At 44.0% G+C, this 23,076-nt stretch carries 21 protein-coding genes; 3 read left to right on the top strand and 18 right to left on the bottom strand.

All coding sequences use genetic code 11. The features are described 5' to 3' along the window. Positions 1 to 7 precede the first annotated feature (7 nt). From mfd to pth, 3 genes are all read right to left on the bottom strand, one after another. A complete protein-coding gene (gene mfd, locus DESACI_RS00290) occupies positions 8 to 3,541 on the bottom strand; it encodes a transcription-repair coupling factor (protein ID WP_242833108.1) in 3,534 nt (1,177 codons plus the stop codon). 151 nt (positions 3,542 to 3,692) lie between these two features. Beyond that, on the bottom strand, positions 3,693 to 3,869 hold the full coding sequence (locus tag DESACI_RS24715; protein WP_014825191.1) for a hypothetical protein: 177 nt from the start codon (positions 3,867 to 3,869) through the stop codon (positions 3,693 to 3,695). Positions 3,870 to 3,933: 64 nt separating this feature from the next. Beyond that, the gene (gene pth / locus DESACI_RS00285; protein ID WP_014825190.1) at positions 3,934 to 4,491 is read right to left on the bottom strand and encodes an aminoacyl-tRNA hydrolase; all 558 of its coding nucleotides are present in this window, start codon (positions 4,489 to 4,491) and stop codon (positions 3,934 to 3,936) included. Between the two features lie 93 nt (positions 4,492 to 4,584). On the opposite strand from pth, the gene DESACI_RS00280 reads away from it, so the two are divergent. Then, a complete protein-coding gene (locus tag DESACI_RS00280; RefSeq protein ID WP_014825189.1) occupies positions 4,585 to 5,313 on the top strand; it encodes a PRC-barrel domain-containing protein in 729 nt (242 codons plus the stop codon). Positions 5,314 to 5,338: 25 nt separating this feature from the next. On the opposite strand, the gene DESACI_RS00275 is transcribed toward DESACI_RS00280, so the two are convergent. The 8 genes from DESACI_RS00275 to DESACI_RS00240 form a co-directional block, all read right to left on the bottom strand. Further along, a complete protein-coding gene (locus DESACI_RS00275) occupies positions 5,339 to 6,280 on the bottom strand; it encodes a ribose-phosphate diphosphokinase (protein ID WP_014825188.1) in 942 nt (313 codons plus the stop codon). A 2-nt stretch (positions 6,281 to 6,282) separates the two neighbouring features. Beyond that, the gene (gene glmU, locus DESACI_RS00270; protein ID WP_014825187.1) at positions 6,283 to 7,656 is read right to left on the bottom strand and encodes a bifunctional UDP-N-acetylglucosamine diphosphorylase/glucosamine-1-phosphate N-acetyltransferase GlmU; all 1,374 of its coding nucleotides are present in this window, start codon (positions 7,654 to 7,656) and stop codon (positions 6,283 to 6,285) included. A 179-nt stretch (positions 7,657 to 7,835) separates the two neighbouring features. Beyond that, on the bottom strand, positions 7,836 to 8,090 hold the full coding sequence (gene spoVG, locus DESACI_RS00265) for a septation regulator SpoVG (RefSeq protein ID WP_014825186.1): 255 nt from the start codon (positions 8,088 to 8,090) through the stop codon (positions 7,836 to 7,838). 106 nt (positions 8,091 to 8,196) lie between these two features. Then, positions 8,197 to 9,027, bottom strand: a complete 831-nt coding sequence (gene purR, locus DESACI_RS00260) for a pur operon repressor (RefSeq protein WP_014825185.1) — start codon at positions 9,025 to 9,027, stop codon at positions 8,197 to 8,199. Positions 9,028 to 9,029: 2 nt separating this feature from the next. Beyond that, positions 9,030 to 9,725, bottom strand: coding sequence for a GntR family transcriptional regulator (locus DESACI_RS00255; protein WP_014825184.1), 696 nt, complete (start codon positions 9,723 to 9,725; stop codon positions 9,030 to 9,032). 19 nt (positions 9,726 to 9,744) lie between these two features. Continuing rightward, a complete protein-coding gene (gene ispE, locus DESACI_RS00250) occupies positions 9,745 to 10,611 on the bottom strand; it encodes a 4-(cytidine 5'-diphospho)-2-C-methyl-D-erythritol kinase (RefSeq protein WP_014825183.1) in 867 nt (288 codons plus the stop codon). Positions 10,612 to 10,797: 186 nt separating this feature from the next. After that, positions 10,798 to 13,446, bottom strand: coding sequence for a cyanophycin synthetase (cphA, locus tag DESACI_RS00245; protein ID WP_014825182.1), 2,649 nt, complete (start codon positions 13,444 to 13,446; stop codon positions 10,798 to 10,800). A gap of 81 nt (positions 13,447 to 13,527) precedes the next feature. Beyond that, positions 13,528 to 14,328, bottom strand: coding sequence for a cyanophycinase (locus tag DESACI_RS00240; RefSeq protein WP_014825181.1), 801 nt, complete (start codon positions 14,326 to 14,328; stop codon positions 13,528 to 13,530). A gap of 121 nt (positions 14,329 to 14,449) precedes the next feature. On the opposite strand from DESACI_RS00240, the gene DESACI_RS00235 reads away from it, so the two are divergent. Further along, positions 14,450 to 14,785 carry a L,D-transpeptidase gene (locus DESACI_RS00235; protein ID WP_014825180.1) on the top strand — a complete coding sequence of 112 codons (336 nt, stop codon included), beginning with the start codon at positions 14,450 to 14,452 and terminating at the stop codon, positions 14,783 to 14,785. A 122-nt stretch (positions 14,786 to 14,907) separates the two neighbouring features. On the opposite strand, the gene yabG is transcribed toward DESACI_RS00235, so the two are convergent. Next, complete coding sequence (gene yabG / locus DESACI_RS00230) at positions 14,908 to 15,744, bottom strand: sporulation peptidase YabG (RefSeq protein ID WP_014825179.1); 837 nt, start codon at positions 15,742 to 15,744, stop codon at positions 14,908 to 14,910. Between the two features lie 91 nt (positions 15,745 to 15,835). Between yabG and DESACI_RS00225 the strand changes: the two genes are divergently transcribed. Further along, entirely contained in the window at positions 15,836 to 16,714 is an 879-nt protein-coding gene (locus DESACI_RS00225; RefSeq protein WP_014825178.1) for a glycosyltransferase family 2 protein, read from the top strand. A gap of 15 nt (positions 16,715 to 16,729) precedes the next feature. On the opposite strand, the gene DESACI_RS00220 is transcribed toward DESACI_RS00225, so the two are convergent. The 6 genes from DESACI_RS00220 to DESACI_RS00195 all read right to left on the bottom strand — a co-directional run bounded on the left by DESACI_RS00220 (position 16,730) and on the right by DESACI_RS00195 (position 22,991). Then, positions 16,730 to 17,362 (bottom strand): hypothetical protein, encoded by a 633-nt coding sequence (locus tag DESACI_RS00220; protein ID WP_014825177.1) that lies wholly within the window; start codon positions 17,360 to 17,362, stop codon positions 16,730 to 16,732. 161 nt (positions 17,363 to 17,523) lie between these two features. Then, entirely contained in the window at positions 17,524 to 18,351 is an 828-nt protein-coding gene (gene rsmA / locus DESACI_RS00215) for a 16S rRNA (adenine(1518)-N(6)/adenine(1519)-N(6))-dimethyltransferase RsmA (RefSeq protein ID WP_014825176.1), read from the bottom strand. Then, positions 18,335 to 18,886 carry a ribonuclease M5 gene (rnmV, locus tag DESACI_RS00210; RefSeq protein ID WP_014825175.1) on the bottom strand — a complete coding sequence of 184 codons (552 nt, stop codon included), beginning with the start codon at positions 18,884 to 18,886 and terminating at the stop codon, positions 18,335 to 18,337. Before rnmV ends, rsmA begins: the two co-directional genes overlap by 17 nt. Positions 18,887 to 19,158: 272 nt before the next feature. Next, the gene (locus tag DESACI_RS00205; protein ID WP_014825174.1) at positions 19,159 to 20,316 is read right to left on the bottom strand and encodes a glycosyl hydrolase family 18 protein; all 1,158 of its coding nucleotides are present in this window, start codon (positions 20,314 to 20,316) and stop codon (positions 19,159 to 19,161) included. Between the two features lie 109 nt (positions 20,317 to 20,425). Next, positions 20,426 to 21,133 carry an N-acetylmuramoyl-L-alanine amidase family protein gene (locus tag DESACI_RS00200; RefSeq protein ID WP_014825173.1) on the bottom strand — a complete coding sequence of 236 codons (708 nt, stop codon included), beginning with the start codon at positions 21,131 to 21,133 and terminating at the stop codon, positions 20,426 to 20,428. Between the two features lie 751 nt (positions 21,134 to 21,884). Further along, entirely contained in the window at positions 21,885 to 22,991 is a 1,107-nt protein-coding gene (locus DESACI_RS00195) for an IS110 family RNA-guided transposase (RefSeq protein ID WP_014825172.1), read from the bottom strand. Between the last annotated feature and the right edge of the window lie 85 nt (positions 22,992 to 23,076).

Raw genomic sequence — 23,076 nt, 5'->3', positions numbered from 1 at the left:
CAGTATATCAAGGAGTTTCCCGTGAAGCAATATTGCTAAAAATAACAAGCACACGCCGCACCGCTCCAATCACCTCTTCTTGATCGAGAGTACGAACGCGAACCTTACATTCAAGATTTCCATTAGGTAACGAGTTAAAGGACAAGGGTAGCGGAGAAGCTGAGGCAATAGCCATTAAACGTTCGCCGGACATCCCTAGATCTGCTCCAAAGCGCAGGCTGACATTTTGTTTCGTTTGCTGAATTTGTTCGATGCGAAGTACTCCTGCCAAAAGTTTGATCCTAATAATTTGAATTAAATGTTCAACTTCGCGAGGAGGAGTTCCAAAGCGATCTACCAGCTCGTCAACCATTTCCTCGAGTTCCGCCTCATTTGCCACCTTGGCTAAACGTTGATACAAGGAAGCCTTAGTCTGCTTATCAGAAACATAGGCGTCCGGCAGGAAGGCATCTACTTGAAGTTCAATGCTTGGCTCTGCGGCCTCTTCCACCTTTTCCCCGCGCAATTCCAGAACCGCTTCTTTCAGCATCTGACTGTAAAGCTCGAAGCCAACGGCCGCTAAATGGCCATGTTGTTGGGCACCAATTAAGTTCCCTGCGCCGCGAATTTCCAAATCACGCATGGCGATTTTAAATCCCGCTCCGAATTCCGTAAATTCACGGATGGCAGCTAATCGTTTTTCCGCTACCTCTGTGAGAACTTTTTGCGGTTTATACAGAAGATAGGCATAAGCCTTGCGATTTGACCTCCCCACTCTGCCCCGAAGCTGATAAAGCTGGGACAACCCCATACGGTCGGCCTCATCAATAATCAGCGTATTGACATTAGGCATGTCCAGACCCGTTTCAATAATAGTCGTGGAAACTAAAACATCCGTTTGCTGCTCTAAAAAATCCAGCATGACACGTTCAAGCATGGTTTCACGCATTTGACCATGGGCCACACCGAAGCGGGCTTCCGGAACTAATTGGCTTAAAAAATCAGTGACTTTGTCCATATCCTCAACTCGGTTATGAACAAAGAATACCTGCCCACCCCGTTGAATTTCCCGCCGTATAGCATCCCGTACCACATCAGGACGAAATTCGGTAACATAGGTCTGTACAGGGTACCTGCCTTCAGGCGGAGTTTCTATCACACTCATATCTCTGACACCCACTAGCGACATATGAAGGGTTCTAGGAATTGGTGTCGCTGATAAGGTCAGAACATCCACGTTTCCTTTGATTGTTTTTAGCTTCTCTTTATGAGCAACCCCAAAACGCTGCTCTTCATCAATGATTAAGAGGCCTAAATCCTTAAATTTAACGGCATCGGCTAAAATACGATGGGTTCCAACAATGACATCAATCCGGCCTTCTTTCAAGCCCTGAATGATCTCTTTCTGTTCTTTAGAGGAACGAAATCGGCTTAGCACATCAATAGTAATAGGATAACCTGTAAATCGTTCTCGAAGAGTGTTGAAATGCTGTTGAGCTAAAATGGTGGTCGGAACTAAGAAGGCAACTTGTTTACCGTCCATAACCGCTTTAAATACAGCCCTGAGAGCAACTTCAGTTTTACCATAGCCAACGTCTCCGCAGAGCAGCCGGTCCATAGGACGAGGAAGCATCATGTCCCGTTTGACATCGGCAATACACTGGAGTTGATCGTCCGTTTCTACATAGGGGAATTTCTCTTCAAATTCCACTTGCCAAACGTTGTCCGGAGCAAAAGCATATCCCTGAGTAGCTTCTCTCTGGGCATAGAGTTTTAAGAGATCAAAGGCCATTTCTTTAACCGCAGAGCGCGTCTTGCTTTTGACTTTGTGCCACTCAGTTCCCCCGAGTTTATATAGTTTGGGCATAGTCTCTGCAGCATTTCCCAAATACTTTTGCAAAAGATGGAGTTGGTCTAAAGGTACATAAAGCCGATCCTCTCCGGCATAGCGAATTCCAAAATAGTCCTTTTCTATCCCTGCAACCTCTAAACGCTCAATTCCCGTAAATTGTCCAATCCCATGGTGAACATGCACAACATAGTCTCCCGGCTTAAGATCCGAAACATAAACATTCTTGGCAGGGGCAGGACTTGGTTTCTTCCCAGCCACCTTACTCTCACGTTTATATATTTCGGTCTCGGTAAGTACTACGAGTTTACCCAGGGGCAGTTCAAAACCTTGATCCAGAGAGTAAGGATAAACATAGACATGTCCGTCTTCAATGGTATCCCCAAGTTTTCTGCGGCCGGCAGCTACTCCCCGGTCCTTGAGACCTTGGAGCAAACGCTCTGTATGTTCCTCATCTCCAACAAAGAGAGCCACCACATTCCCTGCATCTTTAAAATGTTCGATTTCATCCACTAACTTACTTGTCTTTCCCATAAAGCCCGTTAGGGACCGGGCATTTAGGTTGAATACCCGTTTTGGAGTTAGTCCCGGAGTCTGCCTTATTAGCGTGGATAGTCCAATTAAGGGCTGTTTCTGACCGGGCCTCAACAAATCCTCATATCTGATAAACAACGTTTCAGGATGAACAAAACCTTCGCCCTGTTCCAATTGCTGAGTAAATTCCATCAATCGTTCATTAGCCTGAAATTCAAGCTGCTCTTTTAAACGCAGCGGCTCATCAAGAATGATATAGTAATTATCTTCTAGATATGAGAAAAAGGGTACGAGTGGAGTATTAACCAAACTCAGAAAGGGATAAATATTTTCATCAAGAATGCCTTGCTGTAATCGTTCTTCAAGAAAAAGTACCTTGTTATGCAACCGCTCTGCAGCTTCCGTCCTGCCTGCTCGCTGCAGACGCCCCGCTGCTTTGCGGGCTTCTGCTCGAATTGTAAAGCGCAGTTCTTCAAGTTCCTCTGTGGTCACCACAAACTCCATAGCGGGAGAAATCAAGGCCTTATCCTGAGACGAAATCGATTTCTGAGTTTCTAGATTAAAGGTTCGGATCGAATCAACTTCTTCATCAAAAAACTCTATGCGCAGAGCCTCTCCGGCGAGAGGAGCAATATCCAAGATTCCCCCTCGCAAAGCAAATTGACCTTTCCCTTCCACAGTATCAACTCGTTCATATCCTCCGCCTATCAAGGTTAAAAGAATATCGTTTAAAGCATATCCTTTCCCTGTTTCTAAGGTCAGTGAATAATCCCTCCAGCGCTGGAGAGGAAACACGCGCCTCTCTATGGCCAGAACAGAGGCTACAACCGTACAATTTCGTTCAATGGCTAAGCGATTAAAAACACGAATTCTCTCTGCCGTTGTTTCCTTGCTTTTTCCCAGGACTTCAAAAGGAAGCCATTCCGTAGCCGGAAGGTGCAGAATGGATTTTTGAGGACACCAAGTCTTTAAATCCGCTGCCCACTTTTGAGCCTGTTCTTCAGAATAAGTCAGAACTAATCCCGGTTTTTTCTGTATTAGCTGGGCGATCATAGCCGCCTTCTGACTACCGGTTAAGTCATAGATCATTTGAGGCCATTCCCCAGACCCAAGGGACTCCTCGATCTTGGAAATATCTAATCCCTGGCGAAGGTAATCATGAATTATTTTCAAAAACATTCGTCCTTTCGGGCGGCAAAAAAAGATGAACGTCCGTCATGGACCCCCACTTGCCTACTCCTCTAAACTGACTAAAGGACATGGTTCTATAGACCTGCCCTTTCTTATCCTAACGTAATTTATTTCTGCCCTGCTTTTTTCTTAAATCTCCCTAATGAAAAACATTCCTTGACTCCGTTTCCATTTCATTCAGACAACTCGGGCAAAGGGTATATGAGATGTTTCCAACGATATCCATTATAGAATCGGATTCTGCACTGGTCAAGTCATCGAGCTCTATCTCGCCCAGAATTCTTTCGCAGGTATGACATACTTTTACCACTCTCATCCCGTAATCACCTCCCTAGCACTAGAATTACCCCTAATGCGAAAGGTTATACTCATTCGGCGATTTAGCGATGGTATATATTCATAGCTCTGCCGACATCTCCTTTAAGCCAAAGACCTGCCGCCTTTTCGGCCCGCTCTAATAAGTCTTCAATGGCAGGGAGTTCAGTTTCTCCGAAGGGAGAAAGAACATAGCGTGCGGGATCCCACTCTTTCGGCGGCCGGCCAACCCCTAATTTTAGCCTCCAGAAAGTTTCTGTGCCTAATTCCGCCATGATAGACTTAATTCCATTGTGTCCTCCGGCACTTCCATGATCACGCAGGCGCAGTTTGCCTAAAGGCAAATCCATATCGTCATGAACAATTAGAATATCTTCAGGGGCGATTTTATAGAAATTAACAAGTTCCCTGACCGAACGTCCGCTTAAATTCATAAAAGTGTGAGGCTTTAAAAGTAACAAGCGCTCACCTTGTACAGACCCTTCAGTCCATAAACCTTGAAATTTCGTTCGAAATTGGAGTCCTAAAGCTTCGGCCAAACCGTCGATAAACAGAAATCCAATATTATGGCGTGTCTCTGCATATTGGGGACCAGGATTGCCCAAGCCGACAATAACCTTCATAATAATACCCTCCCAAGCATATTCATCCTCTTAGCTGAATACATTCATTATGGATAAGCAACAAATAATTTTCACCATAAGGGGGTGAACTTATTGAAACCAAGTCGGAAATTTTTATCCTTACCCATTATCTCCCTAAAAGAAGGGCAGCAAATAGGTTATGTAAAAAGTTTAATCCTCGATGCCGGTACAAAGTCTCTTGCTGCGATCATTGTAGACCCCAAAGGATTTTTCAAAGATCAACGCGTTATACCCTATACTAAAGTCGTTAGCGTCGGCGATGACGCCATCACCATTGATAAAGAAACTCATGTGGAAAAAACGTCCAACCTTCCTGAACTCTTAGAGTTAGTTAAAGAAAAACTAACAATTATTGGCACAAAAATAATTACAGAATCCGGGAAAACCCTCGGGACAGCTGATGAATATTATATTGACCCGACCACAGGGAAAATAACCCAAGTGGAAATCTCAGCAGGAAAACTCGACGGGTTCCTGAGCGGCAAGGCTTGGCTGTCCGCCGAATATATCACAACCCTTGGGCATGATGTCATCGTAACTCAACAGGGAAGCGAAAATTACTTGTCGGTGGCCGATAAGGGGCTTAGTGAGTCCTTTAAAAATCTTCTGCATTCAACCTCTCATCTTGCTTCGGAAACGACTCATACTCTGAGCAATTACTTTAAAAAGCAAAAGCGCGACACCAATAATTTAGAGACTCAGGAAGAAAAACCACCTGTCACCGTGATGGAACTTGATGACGATCCGCCAGCCAATCAAATTCTGCCGGAAGACCCTCAATCTAAAGAACCCCTGGGGTGAATGCCCCAGGGGTTTCTCTTTTTCTTTAACTAAAAAGTTTACTCACTGAGAGATCTTCGTGAATACGAACAATTGCCTCCCCTAATAGCGGCGCTACAGAAAGCACCTTAATGCGGGGAATTGTTTTCTCTTTATCAAGAGGAATTGTATTGGTAACTACAACTTCCTGCAGCACTGAGTTCTCAAGACGCTCAATGGCAGGTCCTGATAAAACGGCATGGGTACAGCAGGCATAGACTGCTTTGGCACCCCGATCAAGGAGCGCCTGAGCCCCCTGAGTTATAGTCCCGGCAGTGTCAATGATGTCATCAATCATGATCACTGTTTTTCCCTTTAATTCACCAATGACATTCATGATTTCAGAAACATTGGGTTCCGGCCGCCTCTTATCAATAATGGCAAGGGAAGCGCCGATACGTTCGGCAAGATTTCGTGCCCTGGTAACCCCGCCTAAATCCGGAGAAACGACGCAGAGATTGCCAAGACCCTTTTCTCGGAAATACTCTGCCAGGATCGGCACACCTGGTAAGTGATCCAGAGGAATATCGAAAAAGCCCTGAATAGCAGGGGCGTGTAAATCCATCGTTACAACACGGTCAGCACCTGCAGTGGTTATCAGATTAGCCATCAATTTAGCGGTGATTGGGTCCCGAGCCCTTGACTTGCGTTCCTGGCGAGCATAGCCGTAATAAGGCATGACTGCAGTAATTCGGCGGGCTGAAGCCCGGCGCATCGCATCAATCATAATAAGCAATTCCATAATGTTGTCATTGGTTGGATAGCAGGTCGGCTGAACCACATAGATATCCGATCCCCGGACACTTTCATCAATGACTATAGAGATTTCTCCATCTTGGAAACGTTTAATTTTTGCTTCACCAAGCGGGACTCCCAAATAATCCACGATTTCCTGCGCTAACGGCCGATTGGCATTTCCACAGAAAATCTTAAATTCTTTTGCTGCCATGACTATTTTTGCCCCCTATTTCTCTTCTCCAGATGCCAATGTTCTTTAATAATTTGTTGGCTCCGTTCCACTGCTAAGGCTTTTGCAGGAACATCTTTAGTGATTGTTGAACCTGCTCCCGTAACGGCGTAATCTCCCACTTCAACAGGTGCCACTAAATTGGTGTTGCTGCCAATAAATGAATGGTCGCCAATTATCGTGGGATGTTTACTGCTGCCGTCATAATTACAGGTGATGGTACCCGCGCCAATATTTGCAGCCTTTCCGACCTGTGCGTCCCCTATATAACTCAAGTGAGGAACCTTTGCCCCTGCTGCAATTTTGCTGTTTTTGATTTCTACAAAATCGCCTACTTTAACATCTGACTCCAGACTTGTCCCCGGCCGCAGATATGCAAAGGGCCCAATATGACAGCGATCGCCAATATTCGAATCTTTAGCAACTGTATAAGTTACTTCAGATCCACATCCCACTCTACAGTTTTCCAGACTTGTCTGAGGTCCGATGACGGCATCCTCACCGACATAAGTTTTTCCCATAAGCCGCGTGAAGGGTAAGATGGTGACATCTTGAGCAAGCCTTACTTCAGCATCTATAAACGTTGAAGCAGGATCGACAACCGTGACTCCCTCTGCCATCCAATGCTCGAGAATCCGCTCACGAAAAACCCTTTCCGCTTCTGCCAACTGACTCCGACTATTAATCCCCAGGGCTTCGTGAGAATCTTCTGTGCAATACGTCAGTATTGTTTCTCCCTGCTTTAAAAAGATATCAAAAACTTCCGTCAGGTAATATTCCCCCTGGGCATTCTGAGGAGTAATTTTCGCTAATGCTTCCTTAAGGGCTGATGCTCTGAAACAATAGGTACCGGTGTTGATTTCCTTAATTAGGCGTTCATCAGGTGCTGCGTCTTTTTCCTCAACAATCCTTACAAGTTGATCGCCATGTTTAAGAACTCTCCCGTAGCCAAACGGCTGCTCCAGATAAGCCGTTAAAACTGTAGCACAGGCTCCTCGGTCTTGATGCAATTTTATCAGAGTTTGTAGTGATTCGGGTTTAAGTAACGGTTGATCTCCGCTGAGAACAAGGACTGTCTGAGCGTCCTCCAGATAAGGCATCGCCTGCATGATAGCATGCCCTGTTCCCTTTTGTTCAGTTTGAACTACTGTCTCTGCACGTTCTTGAACTCTGGCCGCAACAATTTCACGGCCATGTCCGACAATTACGAACGGTCGTTCAACCCCAACTTGGTTGGCCACGTCCAAGACATGTTCAATGAGCGGTTTCCCTGCTAAAGAATGCATGACCTTAGGCAATTTTGAATGCATTCTTGTCCCTTTTCCAGCAGCCATGATCACCGCTACCAAATTAGGCATTTCTATTCGCCTCCAGTTTAGTTTAACCTGTAGTGATTTTTACATTCCAAAAGTTCTTTATTCGTCAAATAAGCCTAAAATCCTTTTTTAGAACAACATATATCAAAAGAAAACCAGCCCCTGAACGGAAACAAAAAAAAAGAAGACCCCCAAAGGTCTCCTTCCAATCTCTAAATAATTTACATCGCTTCTTGATACGCTTTTAAAACAGCAGTTTGAATGACTTCCCGTGCTGCAGCGGAAATTGGGTGAGCGATATCACGAAATTCTCCCTCAGGTGTTTTACGGCTGGGCATCGCAACAAAAATACCATTCATCCCCTCGACGACTTTGACATCATGCACAACAAAGGCATTATCAAAAGTCACGGAAACCACTGCCTTCATCTTACCTTCCGTGTTAATCTTTCGAACCCGCACATCAGTAATATTCATTATGAATCACCACCCTTCCCTTTGCTTTCCAGGTCTGTCCATAATGATATTCTCTGTATGGTAAAAAAATCCTGCCTATAAATCGGGAAAATTTTGAATAATTACCTTACAACCCATTGAAAAGCAGTTCCTCCGGTACAATAATTGACTTTCCGCTATTAAGATCGAGTTCCCGCAGTTTCAAAAGAGATAAATAACCTTCAACAAGTTTTGGCTCCGATGTAATTTGGGTTTCTACCAACACACCAATGCCTACAACATCTGCTTCGAACTCTTTCATCAGATTTTTAATCCCTAAGGCTGTTCCTCCTGCTTTCATAAAATCATCAATGACAAGCACTTTACGTCTGGGATCTAAGGCCCGGCGTGACAAAGACATCATCTGTATGCGCCGGGAAGACCCGGAAACGTAATTAATACTTACCGATGATCCCTCGGTCACTTTATTTCCCGTACGGATGACGACCATGGGTAAGCCGAGGGCTTCTGCTGTTACCAATGCCAAGGGAATTCCCTTCGTTTCAATGGTAACGACAACTTCAGGTCCCTTCTCTCTGAAAGAACTTGCAAAAATAAGTCCGAGCGGGCGGAGAACTGCAGGATCATAAAGAAGATCGGTCATATAAAGAAACCCACCCGCCAAAATTCGTTCTTTTTCGCTAAGTCGTTGTGCCAGCTTGCTTAGAAAGAGAGCCGCTTCTGCGGAGGAAATTTCAGGAATATAACGAACTCCACCTGCTGCACCGGAGACAGTTTCCAGACGGCCCTGCCCGGAAAGCTGAAAACTCCCTTTGACAGCCATTAAATCCTCACTGATCGTAGACTTCGCCGTACCAAATCGTTCTGCAAATAAGGTCAGGGGAGTCAGAACATTGGGGTTAGACATTAACAATTGGGTGATGGCCACCATGCGTTCCGCTCGTTTCATCTTTTCCACGATTATTGTTCCGCCTTACCAGGATCATTCTTCGCTCTCATGGTCTCAAACATAACATTCTCAGCAGTCACAATATGAGCCATCGCCAATGATTGTGCTTCCTCACTGTTATGATTTCGTAATGCTTCTACAATCATACGATGTTCTTCAATAGCATCTTTGTTCCGTCCGGGAACTGCTAATGATGTGGCTCGGAAACGCTGAATTTGTTCTCGCAGATTCGCTAAAATCTGAATTAAGCGTTCGTTACGGCTTGCCTTATAAACAAGCGCATGAAAATCTGTATCTGATTGAACAATTTGTTCCAAATTCATCTCGCCTTCATTTGCCCGGTAAAATAAGACCTGCTCCATTTGTTCCAATTCTTCATCCGTCACCCGCTCTGCAGCCAAGCCTGCGGCCAAGCCCTCCAGGGCGGAACGAATCTCGAAAACATCCGCCACATCTTTTAGGGAAACTCCTGCCACATAGGCCCCTTTGCGCGGAATCATCACAACGAAATTTTCAAGTTCCAACTTGCGAATGGCTTCACGCACAGGAGTTCTGCTTACGCCCATTTCCTCAGCCAGTTGAATTTCCATTAATCGCTCTCCCGGCTCAAGTACTCCATTGAGGATTGCCTCGCGCATAGACTCAAAAACAATTTCCCGCAAAGGCTTATAACCATCAAGCACTACCGGTAATAATCGTTTTTCCATTCATATATCCCCTTTCATATTACATTGATTCATGATCAGCTGTTTTAGTCACCCAAACGTTTTTATGACCTCTATTTTTCAGTTTTTCAGCAACTTGCCGTGCATGTTCACCACTTTGGGCAATCCCAAAGACACAGGAACCGCTGCCTGACATTAGAGCCCCATAGCACTTCTCGGCCAACAGTTGCTGCTTAAGATCAGATATTTCCGGAACCAGAGGAATCGAGGCAATCTCTAAATCATTATATAGCAGGGCCGCTATCTGCTGCGGCGAAGATTCCCTTAAAGCGTTTTCCCAATCCGCTCTTACGAGAAACCCGCTCCTTCCATCCCTGTCGAACCTTTGATAAGCTTCCCGTGTATTGACTCCTGCTCTCGGCTTAACTAAGACCAAGTCCAAGCAAGGGGCTTTCGGTAAAAAATCAAGTTCTTCCCCACGCCCCGCAGCCCACATAGTTCCGCCTCCAAGGCAAAATGCCACATCAGCGCCACACTTCCCAGCGAGTTCTAACAACGTTTTTTTTGTTAAGGGATTATCAAACAGCTTATTTAATAAGCGAAGGGTAGCCGCAGCATCGCTGCTCCCGCCTGCCAATCCGGCCTGAATTGGGATATGCTTCTCAATGTGAATTTCTACTCCTTCTGACAAGCCAAGTTCTTGCAAAAACAACTCAGCCGCTATGTGGGCAATATTCCCGCTGCCGCTTAACTCTCCGCAGTGGCAGGTCACTTTCTCACCGGCACGCCGTACCCTCACTACGTCATGTAAGTCAATAGACTGCATCACACTTTGAAGTTCATGATATCCGTCATCCCTGATTCCTAATACCGCTAAGGCCAAATTTATCTTTGCATGAGCGAACGTTGTAACGAAGGATTGTTTCATTTGTCTCACCATCTCCGAACATTAGGGATGCATTTCCTTTTATTATACATATATTTACGTAGGATTCCAGCACTCTTCAAGAAAATTAAATTAAGAAACACTCGGCCATCCCTTTCGGGCAATAGAAAAGAAGCGAAGAATATCCCTCGCTTCGTGAGTTAATGTCTTACTGTATCTTTCTAAATATCAGCCACCCACTGCCAATTCGTGGTGTGTAAGGTCTTTGCGTTCTGCTTGCAGTTTCAACCTCCGTTGAATTTCCTCTTCTATGGGTTCAAGATGTTCGAAGAACATGACAAAAGTTTCTCCGGGCTTACAAGCATCTAAGCCTTGGCGAAATGCTTCAATCTCCGGAAGAACAACCATGATCTTATTTTTATCTATTCCGCAACGGACAGCTTCGTCATAAAGAAGCTGAGCAATTTCTCCCGGTTTTCTTCCACGTAAATCTTTATCTTCCCGAATCACAAGCCGATTAAAACCTAGGGCAGCTACTCTGCCAACTTCACGTACCAACTCGTCAGGGCGATCCCCCGGAACCGTGATACAACCTACCAGGGAACTGCAGTTTGACTGTCTCAAGGTATTAATCACTTCTTGAATTCCTGCAGCATTATGGCCGTAATCTACGACCACTCGCACACCATTCAACTCATAGAGATTTAAACGACCACGATTATAATTAGTATCTGAAGAAAATTCTTTCAGAGAATTTCTTATAGCTGAGGCGGTTAATCCCAATGCCCATCCGGCTGCAACAGCCGCTAAAGCGTTTTGGATGTTATGTTTGGCCCTGCCACCCCAGGTTACCGGAAGCTGTTTCACTGAACAGATTCTGGAGCTTTGCGAACCTTGACATAGTACAATCATATTGCGTAAGACGAAAACAGCCGTACCACCTAACCCCAAATGCTTCCGAACATGTAAATTATCTTTCTCTGTGCTGAATAAAATGACTCGTCCCGAGGTACGTTTCGCCATAGCAACAACTTGGGGGTCATCAGCGTTCAAAATCACATAGCTGTGAGGCTTGACCACCTCCGCAATTAAACTCTTGACATGTGCAATATCTTCAATGGTTTCAATTCCATATTGACCCAGATGGTCTGTTGTCACGTTCGTTATGACTGCTATATCTGCATAGTCATATCCTAAACCGGCCCTTAGGATTCCTCCCCGGGCAGTCTCTAAAACTGCTGCCTGAATGTCAGGATGCCTCAGGACAATTTTGGCGCTTTCCGGTCCTGTCATGTCCCCTTTTATCCACAACTTTTGATTGAAATAAATGCCGTCTGTTGAGGTCATTCCTACTTTAAGCTGCTGATCAATCAGCATTTTGCTGATCATACGCGTTGTAGTCGTTTTGCCATTTGTTCCAGTAACGGCTATTATGGGAATCCTTCCGTTTCCGGAAGGCATAATTTGCTCAAGAATAGCCTTTCCCACGTCCCGGGCTTTGCCGATACTTGGGAAATGATGCATTCGTATACCCGGTGCGGCATTAACTTCGATAATTTGTCCGTTTTTCTTCCGATAGGATTCTTCAATATTTTCTATGACCAAGTCCACTCCTGCTACATCCAGCCCAATTAATTTTGCTGCATATACCACTAACTCTTTATTATCGGGATGAACCCGGTCCGTCACATCCAAGGCTATGCCTCCGGTGCTGAGATTAGCACTATCCCGCAGATACACCGTCTCTCCTAAAGGCGGAATGGAGGATATGGTCATATGTTTTTGGGAAAGAGTTAATAGTACCACGGGATCTATCTTGATTTTCGTTAAGGCTTTTTCATGATCATCTCCACGCTCCGGATCACAGTTTATCTTATCTACTAACTCAGCAATGGTTGATACTCCGTCACCTACCACATGAGCCGGTATTCTTTGGGATGCAGCTATCAAACGATCCCCAACGACCAGCAAGCGATAATGCTGACCCGAAATATATTCTTCGATGACTACCCATTCCCCATAAGTTTGAGCGACCTTAAACGCAGATTTTACTTCACTAATGCTTGATAACTGTAAGGTAACTCCTTTCCCTTGATTGCCCCGTAATGGCTTAATTACCACTGGAGCATTCATTTCGAGGAAAGCTTGTACAGCTTCTTCTTCCGTGTTTACGATATAACCCCAAGGAACCGGAATTCCTCCTTCACTGAGGATCTTCTTAGTTAGTTCTTTATCACAGGCGATATCTACTCCTATGCTTGAAGTTTCACCAGTGACAGTGGCTTGAATCCGCCGTTGGTTGCGGCCGTAACCCAATTGGAGCAAACTGCCGCCATTTAAACGACATACGGGAATCCCTCGCTCAAGGCAAGCATTTACGATCATTTGCGTTGAGACTCCAAGTTTATGGTCCTCCATCACGCTTTGAATTTTACAGATCGCCCCTGCTACATTATAGGTTCCCTTTTCTAAGAGGGTTTTCACTAAGGCAAAGCCTTGGCGAAAGGCTTCTATAGCTCCCTCCTTAGACTCATAGTTAAAAATAATTTCATAACAACCCGGTTCTTCAAGGATAGCCATCGTTTTGCCATATTTAACGATTTGTCCTGCTTGTGTCAACAGTTCAATTGTCACATGTTCAATGACGTGACCAATCAATGTTCCTTCTTGCAAGCGTTCTAAAAAACCGCCTGGCTTACCCCTGGAACAATAATGCTCACTTAAGGATGGCAAGGTTTGGATGAGACGGGACGAAAAATCGCCTAATGTATTGCTGAATCGTTCCGTCCATTCTTGGAGATCCACAATCGCTCGAATAATCGGCCTATGACAATATACATTTGCCCCTTCGATCGCTTGGATTTCTCTTATCTCCATTATGTTGTTGTTCTCCCTTCATAACATGGATCATACTACGATAGTTTTAACCTTTTTTACGTTTGGTATTCCTTAAACCTTCTAAAGTAAAGATTCCCTTCGTTTTAAATCAAAACCATAACCATCTGATAGAACATGCATCAAAACGGGACTTAATACCAGGGACTGCCCTTGGGTAGTTTCTGAAACATTCGTCGTAGTCGAAGAGGATGCATCCACTACTGTTACAGTATTACTGCCCACCACTAAAAAACTGGCATCGGCTTGTACTAAAATCGCTGTATCCTCATCGATGCCAACTCCCAGAACATACGGATTATGAGAAATAGCCGATAAAAGCCTCCCTATCCGGCCCCTTTGGGCGAAATGCTGATCAATTACTACAGAACGCAAAAAGCCGAGCCCTGGAGCCATTGTTAACGAGTCTTTTTTTGCAGTTCCCGCTTCGCCGCCCACAATCATTGTGTCTGACATTACAGAAGCCCCTGCACTGGTACCTGCAATAATGACCCCACGTTCGTACAATTGTTGAAGTGTTCGCCCTAAGGTAGTCCCGCCTAACAAGCCGGTTATTCTTAATTGATCTCCACCCGTAAAAAAAACTCCCGTCGAGTTTTCAAACTCCTTTCCAATCTCTCTCCTATTAGCCTGTAAGCGATCAGAAACGTCAAGTACCTGAACCTCCTGCGCCCCTAATTCAAGAAACAAGGAATGATACTCGTTTCCCACTTGACGAGGGAGTTCAGTCGCAGCTGTTAAAACCGTTATTCTGCTCTCCTTTCCACCAGCTTCTTGTACAAAACGCTTTAGAATGATGCAATCCCCTTTTTTATCTTCGGCACCACCAATAATTAACAGCCTTCCTTCCACATGTTCAGCCAAATGTATCCCTCCAGTCCTTTTATTTTCCGCCTAAAGTGGGTTTATTTATGCAACGAACATTCAAGAATCCCTTACATACCATGAGATATACCCTTTAAGCGAAAGAAAGGAGGTTAAAGCCATGCCCAGTTCTATAGTCATTCACACCGCCCGCCGTCAGCTGGAACTCTTCGAAGACAACATTCGAATCAATCGTTTTCCCATTGCTGTGGGCAAAAGTTCAACTCCCACACCCCATGGTTTTTACTACATCGCCACAAAAGCAATGTATCCCGGAGGTGTTTTCGGCAGCCGTTGGATGGGGCTTTCTCTACCGAGTTATGGAATTCACGGCACGAACAATCCTGCCAGCATTGGTCAGGCTGTATCTCTAGGCTGTATCCGTATGCATAACCACGACGCCGAACTCCTCTACCAATATGTCGAAATCGGTACACCCGTCAAAATACAATCATAGCAGTCAATGGGGACGGTCCTTTTAACACTCAAAGAGGGACCGTCCCTTCGACGCTTTGGCACTCACCTGACAAAAAATGATCAACAAGGACCGTCCCCCTGACACTCCTGCCTCTGACACATTTAATAAGGGCTCCTCGGGTAACCTCGCCTCATTTGGCCTCGTGTCTCTATCCCGCCGACCCCATCTGTCCCTGTAATCGTATGCATTAAAATATCTTTTACTGAGACAATTTGGTCCATTGGCGTAAAAGCGATTCGCTCCACAATAAACACCGGATCAAAGGCATGAATAAGCATACGTTTCGGAGATGAGGCAAAATTCGCTCCTGCTTCCAGAATAGCCTCATAGTTGGATTGACAAGCCCCGGCAAAAATTACCAGTCCATCCCGGTTAGGCTGAAATCGTCGGGCCTCAAAGACTGATTCCACAAAATACCGTGAACTTCGATAACTGTCCAAGCTATGAAAGTCCTTCTTTCCCCGAAGAAACCCGTCATGACCTGTCAATACTAAAATGTCTGTTGGATTTTCTTCCAGAACCTTACGAATAACTTTTGGCTGCTCAATCTCACTTTTACAAATTCCCTTAGCTTCTATTCCCATTTGTCGATAGGTTCTGATACATTGATTTAAATAGTCTTGATCCCCATCCAGTTGGAGAACTCGACCCGGAATTTCAAAATATTCCTTTGCATCATCGTGCTCAGACTTCCTCTGGCTCGTAAGCTTGTGTAACTTTTTATAGATCATTTTATTATCTTCTCGTTCATAGTTCATAACTTCAGTTGGACTCTTGGTCACAAGATCTGACAACGGAGCGTCGGCCAGCAGCCTTAAATTAAGTCCTTTAATTATTGCCATACGCTCGCCTTGATTTTCATCAGTTACTTTCACGATATAAAAATAAATGTCCTGTTGATGTGAGATTCTTGCTACAATATCTCCGGCATGATACATGAACTTACCTCCTTCCCTTTCGCTATATCTTATGTCGCACACCTCTAAACGACATATACTAATGATAGTAAACCCCAAAGGAGGAGCAAGGATGTTTGCAGCTATCGTACCTGCAAAAAATGAGGAGAAGAGCATTTTGGCAGTTTTAACGACGATTTTGCGCCTTCCCGTTGATTATATTATTATGGTTCTCAACGGGTGCACAGATCAAACCCTGGAACTTGCTCGTTCTATTCCTGATCAACGTATCCATATGCTATATTTTACAGATCCTTTAGGCATTGACATCCCCCGAGCGGCAGGTGCACTTTACGCCCGCTCTTTAGACGTTGATGGAGTCCTTTTTGTCGATGGCGATATGTCCGGTGATATTTATCAAAACCTGCTTTCTCTTATCACCACAGTAGACTCAGGAGTAGATGTTGCATTAACAAATTGTTACCCCTATATAACGAGTCGTCAGAAGCTTGCAAATCTTGTCCTGAAATTCCGGGCAAAGCTTAATCGCGAACTAGATCTGTTTAAAAGCCTTGGTCTTGCCACTCCAACCCACGGACCCCATGCCCTTTCGAAAAAGGCATTATCTAACATCCCCATCGAAGCAATTGCAATTCCCCCGCTTTCCTTGTTTTGGGCGAAAAAATTAGATCTTGTCATAAAAGTAGCCACATCGATTCCCCATCAAAGACTGCATTCCCCCAGAAAACACCGGAAACATGCCCGGTTGATCGCCGAAACCATTATCGGAGATTGCCTTATGGGAATTAATTTAAGTCAAAATCTCCCTGTAAGCCGGTCTCTCGGTAAACATAAATTGCTTGGTTATCATCCGGAAAGACGCTTCGACCTGCTTCAAACTTGGGAACAAGCGTTAAAATCCCGGGATATTTTTTACGAGCAGCATGTTATTCTGCCCAGAAACCCTACCCTGGCTTGCAATTTTACAAAGTCTGATGATGTAAATGGTTAAGCTAAAATTCCTTTGCTAACTCCTACCCTTAATGTCAATCCCATGAGTTTTAAAATACTGTAAAATCTTCGCCTTTTCACTCACATTAACATGGACAGTCGGTTGAATCTTGCCTTTCTCAATTCCATTCCATTTCATATAAATTGTTTGGTTGTAGGATTTATTTAAAATTGGATCACCGTACTGTAAGTCCACGACGACATAGTGAGGCGTGATATCACATTGCTGGTAATCTGCCTTATTGTTGGGAAGTGTCATTAGCAGACTTGATAAGGCATCTTTGGGAATTTCATTGACAATTGCTGATTCATCGTGGTGAACAGGCTCTCCCGATAAATTTCCATCAAAAACGATGGTTTCACTCGATAAATTTACCGCTGGATGAACTCCAACATTATTAAATTTTAACTCTAAACTCAGTTCATTTCCCATAACCACTTGGGGTGATTCTTTAAGAACAAAGTATGGACGCGTTGTTTCCTGCTGCACTTTCCAAGCCGCAACCGTCAAATAAACAGTTATTAAAGCGGTTACTGCTAACACAGTTGTTGCAAGTGTCGCAATAATATTTGACCACCTCATTAATCGTTGGTTATTTTCCTTACTCAACTTAATCACCCCTCCAATCCCAATTAAAATCGCTTTCATAGAGTTCGGAAATTCCTCCAATTTTATGCTTGACTAAGATCACTTAGACTTCGGAAATATCCGGGCAAAAACCAGAGTAAAAAAAGATGAAGCCCCGCTATGTTGGGGCTTCATAGATATAACCTTATAAAAGCTGTCTGATGAATCCATTAAACAATCGATTAAGGGAAAAATACCTTTGTCAAAACTTGAAATTCTTCGATGCTTAAGGATTCGGCACGCCGCCCATCAGAAATTCCCGCCTCACTCATTCGTTTTAAAATGACTCCTTTTTCTAACCCTAACCCCGCCGTTAAGGAATTCCCCAACGTTTTGCGGCGCTGACTGAAAGCGGCTTTGACAACACGAAAAAAACTCTTTTTATCTGCATCAAACCCTGGATAGGAACGAAGATCTAAACGAAGCACAGATGAAGTTACTTTTGGCTGCGGCCAAAAATCACTGGGCATAACATCCATCACTTTTGTAACCTGAGCAGATATTTGGACCGCTACCGACAAAACCCCATAGGCCTTGCTTCCCGGACGGGCAGCAATCCTGTCAGCTACTTCTTTCTGCACCATAATCGTCATTCCGCTCAAAACGTCTTCTTGATCTAAAAAGTGCATAATAAGGGGACTTGTTATGTAATAAGGCAGATTTCCAACTAAGTATCCTTTTCTGTCTCCCCATAGTTCTCTTAAATTAAGTTCAAGAGCATCTTGATGAATAAAATCAATAGAAAATCCCTGCAATTCTTTCTTTAACGTGTCAATTTTATGACTGTCTAATTCTACCGCCCACATTTTTTCCATATTTGATGCCAAAACCCGAGTTAACACTCCCAAGCCAGGCCCAATTTCCACTAGGGGAATGTCCGGATTCAGCGTACTTGCCGTAACAATCCCTTCAATCACCCGATCACTGATTAAAAAAACTTGGCCTAAAGATTTATGAGCGCGTGCCCCACCTCTTACAAGACGTCTAATATATTCAGCGGCATTCTCCATGCTTAACCTCCTCAACTGCTTGAAAAAACAACTCTCGAGAGATCCCAAAGCGGTTTAAACGATGGAGAAATTGTTTCGCATTGCTGTCCCCAATCCCCAATCGTTTTCCTAGAGCTAATCGAAAATCACCAGCCCCGCTTGAGCCAACAAGGCCAACTGACCATAAATCCTCCATTGTAAACGTTTTAGAAAGTTCTCCTTGTTCCTGTTGTATATGGGCAAAGGCACGGCGAATTTCTTCGGGGTCTGCATTCTCAACTCCAACGTCTCCTTGTCTCGTTGCAGCTTTTCTGGTCAAATAAGTGTGTTTAGCCTGAGGAACGTATTTACTTATACGATTTCTAATCTGCTCTCCTACCGTATCAGGGTCCGTAAAAACTATGACTCCTTGACGAGCGGCCATTTCTGCTATATAATCCAGTTTCTTTTTGCTAAGTCCAAATCCCTCGGTCCACAGAATATCAACGTCTCCCAGAGCCTGACGAACCGCATGGGCATCATTTTTCCCTTCAACAACTATTAATTCCTTTATCATTAATCTTCCTCCGTTTCCAACCCCTATATCTTACCTGAGATTAGGAAAAGACTCAAATTATTAGTTTCTGAGGGGAGAAAAAATGGTGAACGCGGGAAGATTAGCAGCACTTATAGTCTAAACATTCATGAACCTTTTGGAGCACAAAATAGTATTAAAACATTTCTTTGTACGAAAAAAAGGGAACGAAAGCTATACTTTTCGTTCTCTTAATAGGATATCTGAAATACATTGATCAATTATAAACCTTATATTAAAAAACCTTAGGTCTATTATTTATTGGTTCCGAAAGTGTTCATCACAGAACTCCAGATTGATGGGTCTTCCATGCCAAGACGCCAAATAGCTACCCCATGCAGTTTGTGTTTTACAGTATAACTCATCTTCGTTTTTAAACTCGCCGCGTTTTCAAAGAATACTTCGTGACGAACGCCATTTGCCGTATAGGTAAACTGTGGTACTTGAGCGCTGGGATCGGTCAAAATTTTAACACCGTGCTGTTTGGCCCTGCCTACAGCTTGATCATAAGACAAATAGTCCGGCATTAAAGGCTTGTTGGAACCCCAATCGTAAGCGTACACCGGAAGTCCCATTACGATTTTATCACTGGGTATCTTGCCAACCGCATAGGTGATAACACGGTTTACCCATCCTTGAGAAGCGATAGGCCCTTGCGTTGTTCCCATACCATGTTCATCGTAAGTCATGAGCACAACTTGGTCGGCTGCCTTACCAATTGCAGCATAATCATAAGCACCTGACCACAAATCAGAAGGATAATCTACGAATTTCGCAGGTATTGAGATATTGAGAACTTTATCTTTGGCTTTTAAAGCTTTACCTAATTCCGCAACAAATGCTGAAAAATTGTTGCGATCTCCGGGAGGTGTCTTCTCAATATCTATGGAAATACCATCCCAATTGTCTTTCATTGTTAAATTGACAAGATTTTGCACCAAATTGGAACGTGCCCCTGGGTTAGAAAGAACGCGATGGGCTAAATTTGCATCAAACCCAACACTTCCGCTCAAGTTCATATTATGAACCAAGGCATAGACCTTTGAGCCATTCTTTTTCGCTGTCTTTTGGGCACTCATGTCGATTTTCCCTGCAGGAATTACTTTACCCGAACCATCAAAGGAATACCAAAAAAAGGCTACTTCATCGAGCATTTTACCGTTTTTTGTCATTGATGCTTTTGATCCGGGAGTCGGTCCCTCAGGATCAGTGTAAAATCCCATGACAACACGTTTTTCTGATCCTAAGACAGAATCTCTAGTTGCCCCAGCTTCAGCTTTTGGAGGTTGTGTACTTTCCGAGGTTTGTTTTTGATTTGAAGGCGGATTTGGAGCCGGTACATTTGAGCATCCAGTTAAAGCAAGTCCCAAAGTTAGGGTACAGCTCATCATAAAAGTCATAAACCGTTTCATGCTGCGCTTCACTCCTTTGAATAGATTCGGTTACTGACTTTATTCTCCCCGCTTCAAACAACGTTATGTATGATACTTCTAAGAGTCATATTTATCCACTTTTCATTAATTATGGCATTTTAAAATAGCAGGCAATTCCTTTAGCAATTGCTCGGGATAATTGTTCTTGATACCAAGATTGTTGAAGCTTCTTTTGTTCTTTTGCGCTGGATAAATACCCTACTTCGACGATGACAGCCGGCATGCTTGTGTTATTAATGACGTAAAAATCACCTGGTTTGGCAATTCTTCGATTCATACCTGGTATTTTAATCAATTCTTGTTGAATTAATTCGGCCAATTCTTTACCTGATTTTGACTTAAAATGGTAGAATGTTTCTGCTCCGGAATTCCGTCCTTGAGGCGTGGCATTGACATGGACGCTTACAAACACATCGGCTTTAGCCTGACTGGCCATTTCTATCCGATGGTTAAGATCAATTTGCTTTTTTGTGGTTTTTCCTTTTACTCCGGGAGGCGCATAATCGATATCGTCCTCCCTTGTCAGATAGACTTCAATACCACTGGGACGAAGCATCTCCTTTACCTTTTGAGCAATTTGCAGGTTAATTGATTTTTCATAAATTCCTTGAGCGGAAATGGCTCCGGGATCATACCCCCCATGCCCGGGATCCAGCATTACTACGTAATGTTCTTGCAGATCACTTACCACTACTGTAGAGCCCTGCCATAGTACAGAGAATACTAACAAACTCATAACACCGATAACAAAGCCAATTGCCGTCTTCTTTCCCAGTACCACCAAAGGCAGACGCATTCAAATTCCCCCGTTTCCTATGTTACCCTAAAGACTATGACCTTAAGTCAAAAGTTATAACTTCTCAAGGATATAAAGAAAACTTAGCTGGCGCTAAGCCTCTGGCGCAGGCGGCAGGTTAGTTGCACTTATGCTTCCGGAAAGTAATTAACCAAAGGTTTTACTTTCCGGCTAGTATAAAGAAAACTTAGCTGGCGCTGAGCCTCCGGCGCAGGCGGCTGCCTAGTTGCACTGATATGAACGAGACTGTCAACTAGCCCCGTCTTCTTTTTTAAAATTTTATTGGTAAAACCTTATTTTGGGCACATTTTGGTAACACTATAGGTAGCTCTTGCCAATCTTAGAGGATAGGGCAATGCTGGAGAGCAACCTGAGCGCTAGATTGGTTTCTGCTGCAATGAGGAATTGGGAACAAATTGTTCCCTTCCTTTTTAAATTGCAGGAGAATTTAAAGCGTTAAACTCTTGGGGCGAAGCCCCAACATTCTTTTCTGCTGATTTAAAAACACGGCACGAAGGCAAACGATTTACATCGACGATGAGCAGTCTGATATTCGTGGATTTTCACATTTTATCGCTTCGTCTGGGGAGCTGCCACGAACTTATGGCGTGCGTTCAGTTTGTATAACAAACCTAGCAACAAGTGCAACTCGTGGATTCTCCTTTACGGACTTTTCCTTTTGCCTACGTGCCCTACTTTTAATTCGCACCTCTTATAATCCAAATTCTTTAATAATCATCCTTCACCAAATTTAGGATGCTTTTTCAACCTCACATGCTATCGCCCAAACAAAACCCGCTAATTCTCTTGCAACGGCTGCAATTACTTTCCCACTTGGTTTTCCTCGCCCCATTAATCGTTTATATTTCCGATGTAACCGGTCTTGGGCCTTCCATGCAATCATTGTGATCTCTGGCGGTTTCCCTTGCTGCCTTTTACGAATCTCCCCCTTTATCGCAGGTGTATAACGATAGCTCCAGGCGGCTTCAATCAATATACGTCGTACATGAGCATTTCCCGTTTTGGTCATCTTTCCCTGATGACGTGTTTCTCCCGTCGAGCGCTCGCTTGGAACCAACCCAGTATAAGACATTATTCGTCGGGCACTGCCAAACCGTGTAAACGATCCAATCTCAGCAACTAAACTGGTCGCTGATAGCTCTGCCACACCTCGCAGGGTTTGCAGCGCTTGAATCATCGGGGCATGAACACTATCTGTCGCCTGGTCATGAATTTCTGCTTCAAGCCGTTTTATGCGCTGTTCAATCTCGTCTAAATGGTGAAGGTACTCTTGAAATACTGTACTCTGTGCAGCACGGCTGAACTTCAGAGCGTCCAGCCAATCCCGATAACCTGCTGTCCACTTTTTTATGCCTGCCGGAGGATTTAAGTCATATCGCAATAAGAATTTCGTTAATCGATGCCTTGCTCGAAGCTGATCCTCTTTTGAATCCTCTCGAGCACGAACTAAATCTCGCAAAGCTTCATCATCCTCAGTAGGAACATAAATGGGGGTTAATTCTCCAGCACGAAATAATTGAGATAAGCGAATAGCATCACGACGATCGGTTTTTACACGTTCTCCAGGTTTTGTGGGAATCAAAGAAGGAGCTACAACGCTACATTCGATGCCCAGACTAAGCAATAATCTATAAAGTGGATACCCCGTAGGGCCAGCTTCATAGCAAACTTTGAGTTGTCCCGGTGTTCCTAACTGTTTCATTAACTTTCTAATCGATTCAGAGTTATTTTGGCAAACACCCCAGTAGCGTGGGGCTTCTCTGCCCTCATCGGCAATTGCAACTGCTATTTTTTCTTTGGATACGTCTAAACCTACGTATTTTGTGTTATCCTTCATAGTAACGGCTCCTTTCGCATTTCAGCTCTGTTTTGGTAATCATTAACATGTATAGCATTACCAAAAATAACCTGTGTGCTGCGAA

The organism is Desulfosporosinus acidiphilus SJ4 (genome assembly GCF_000255115.2).
GTDB lineage: Bacteria > Bacillota > Desulfitobacteriia > Desulfitobacteriales > Desulfitobacteriaceae > Desulfosporosinus > Desulfosporosinus acidiphilus.
This window is presented reverse-complemented; position numbering and strand designations above follow the sequence as displayed.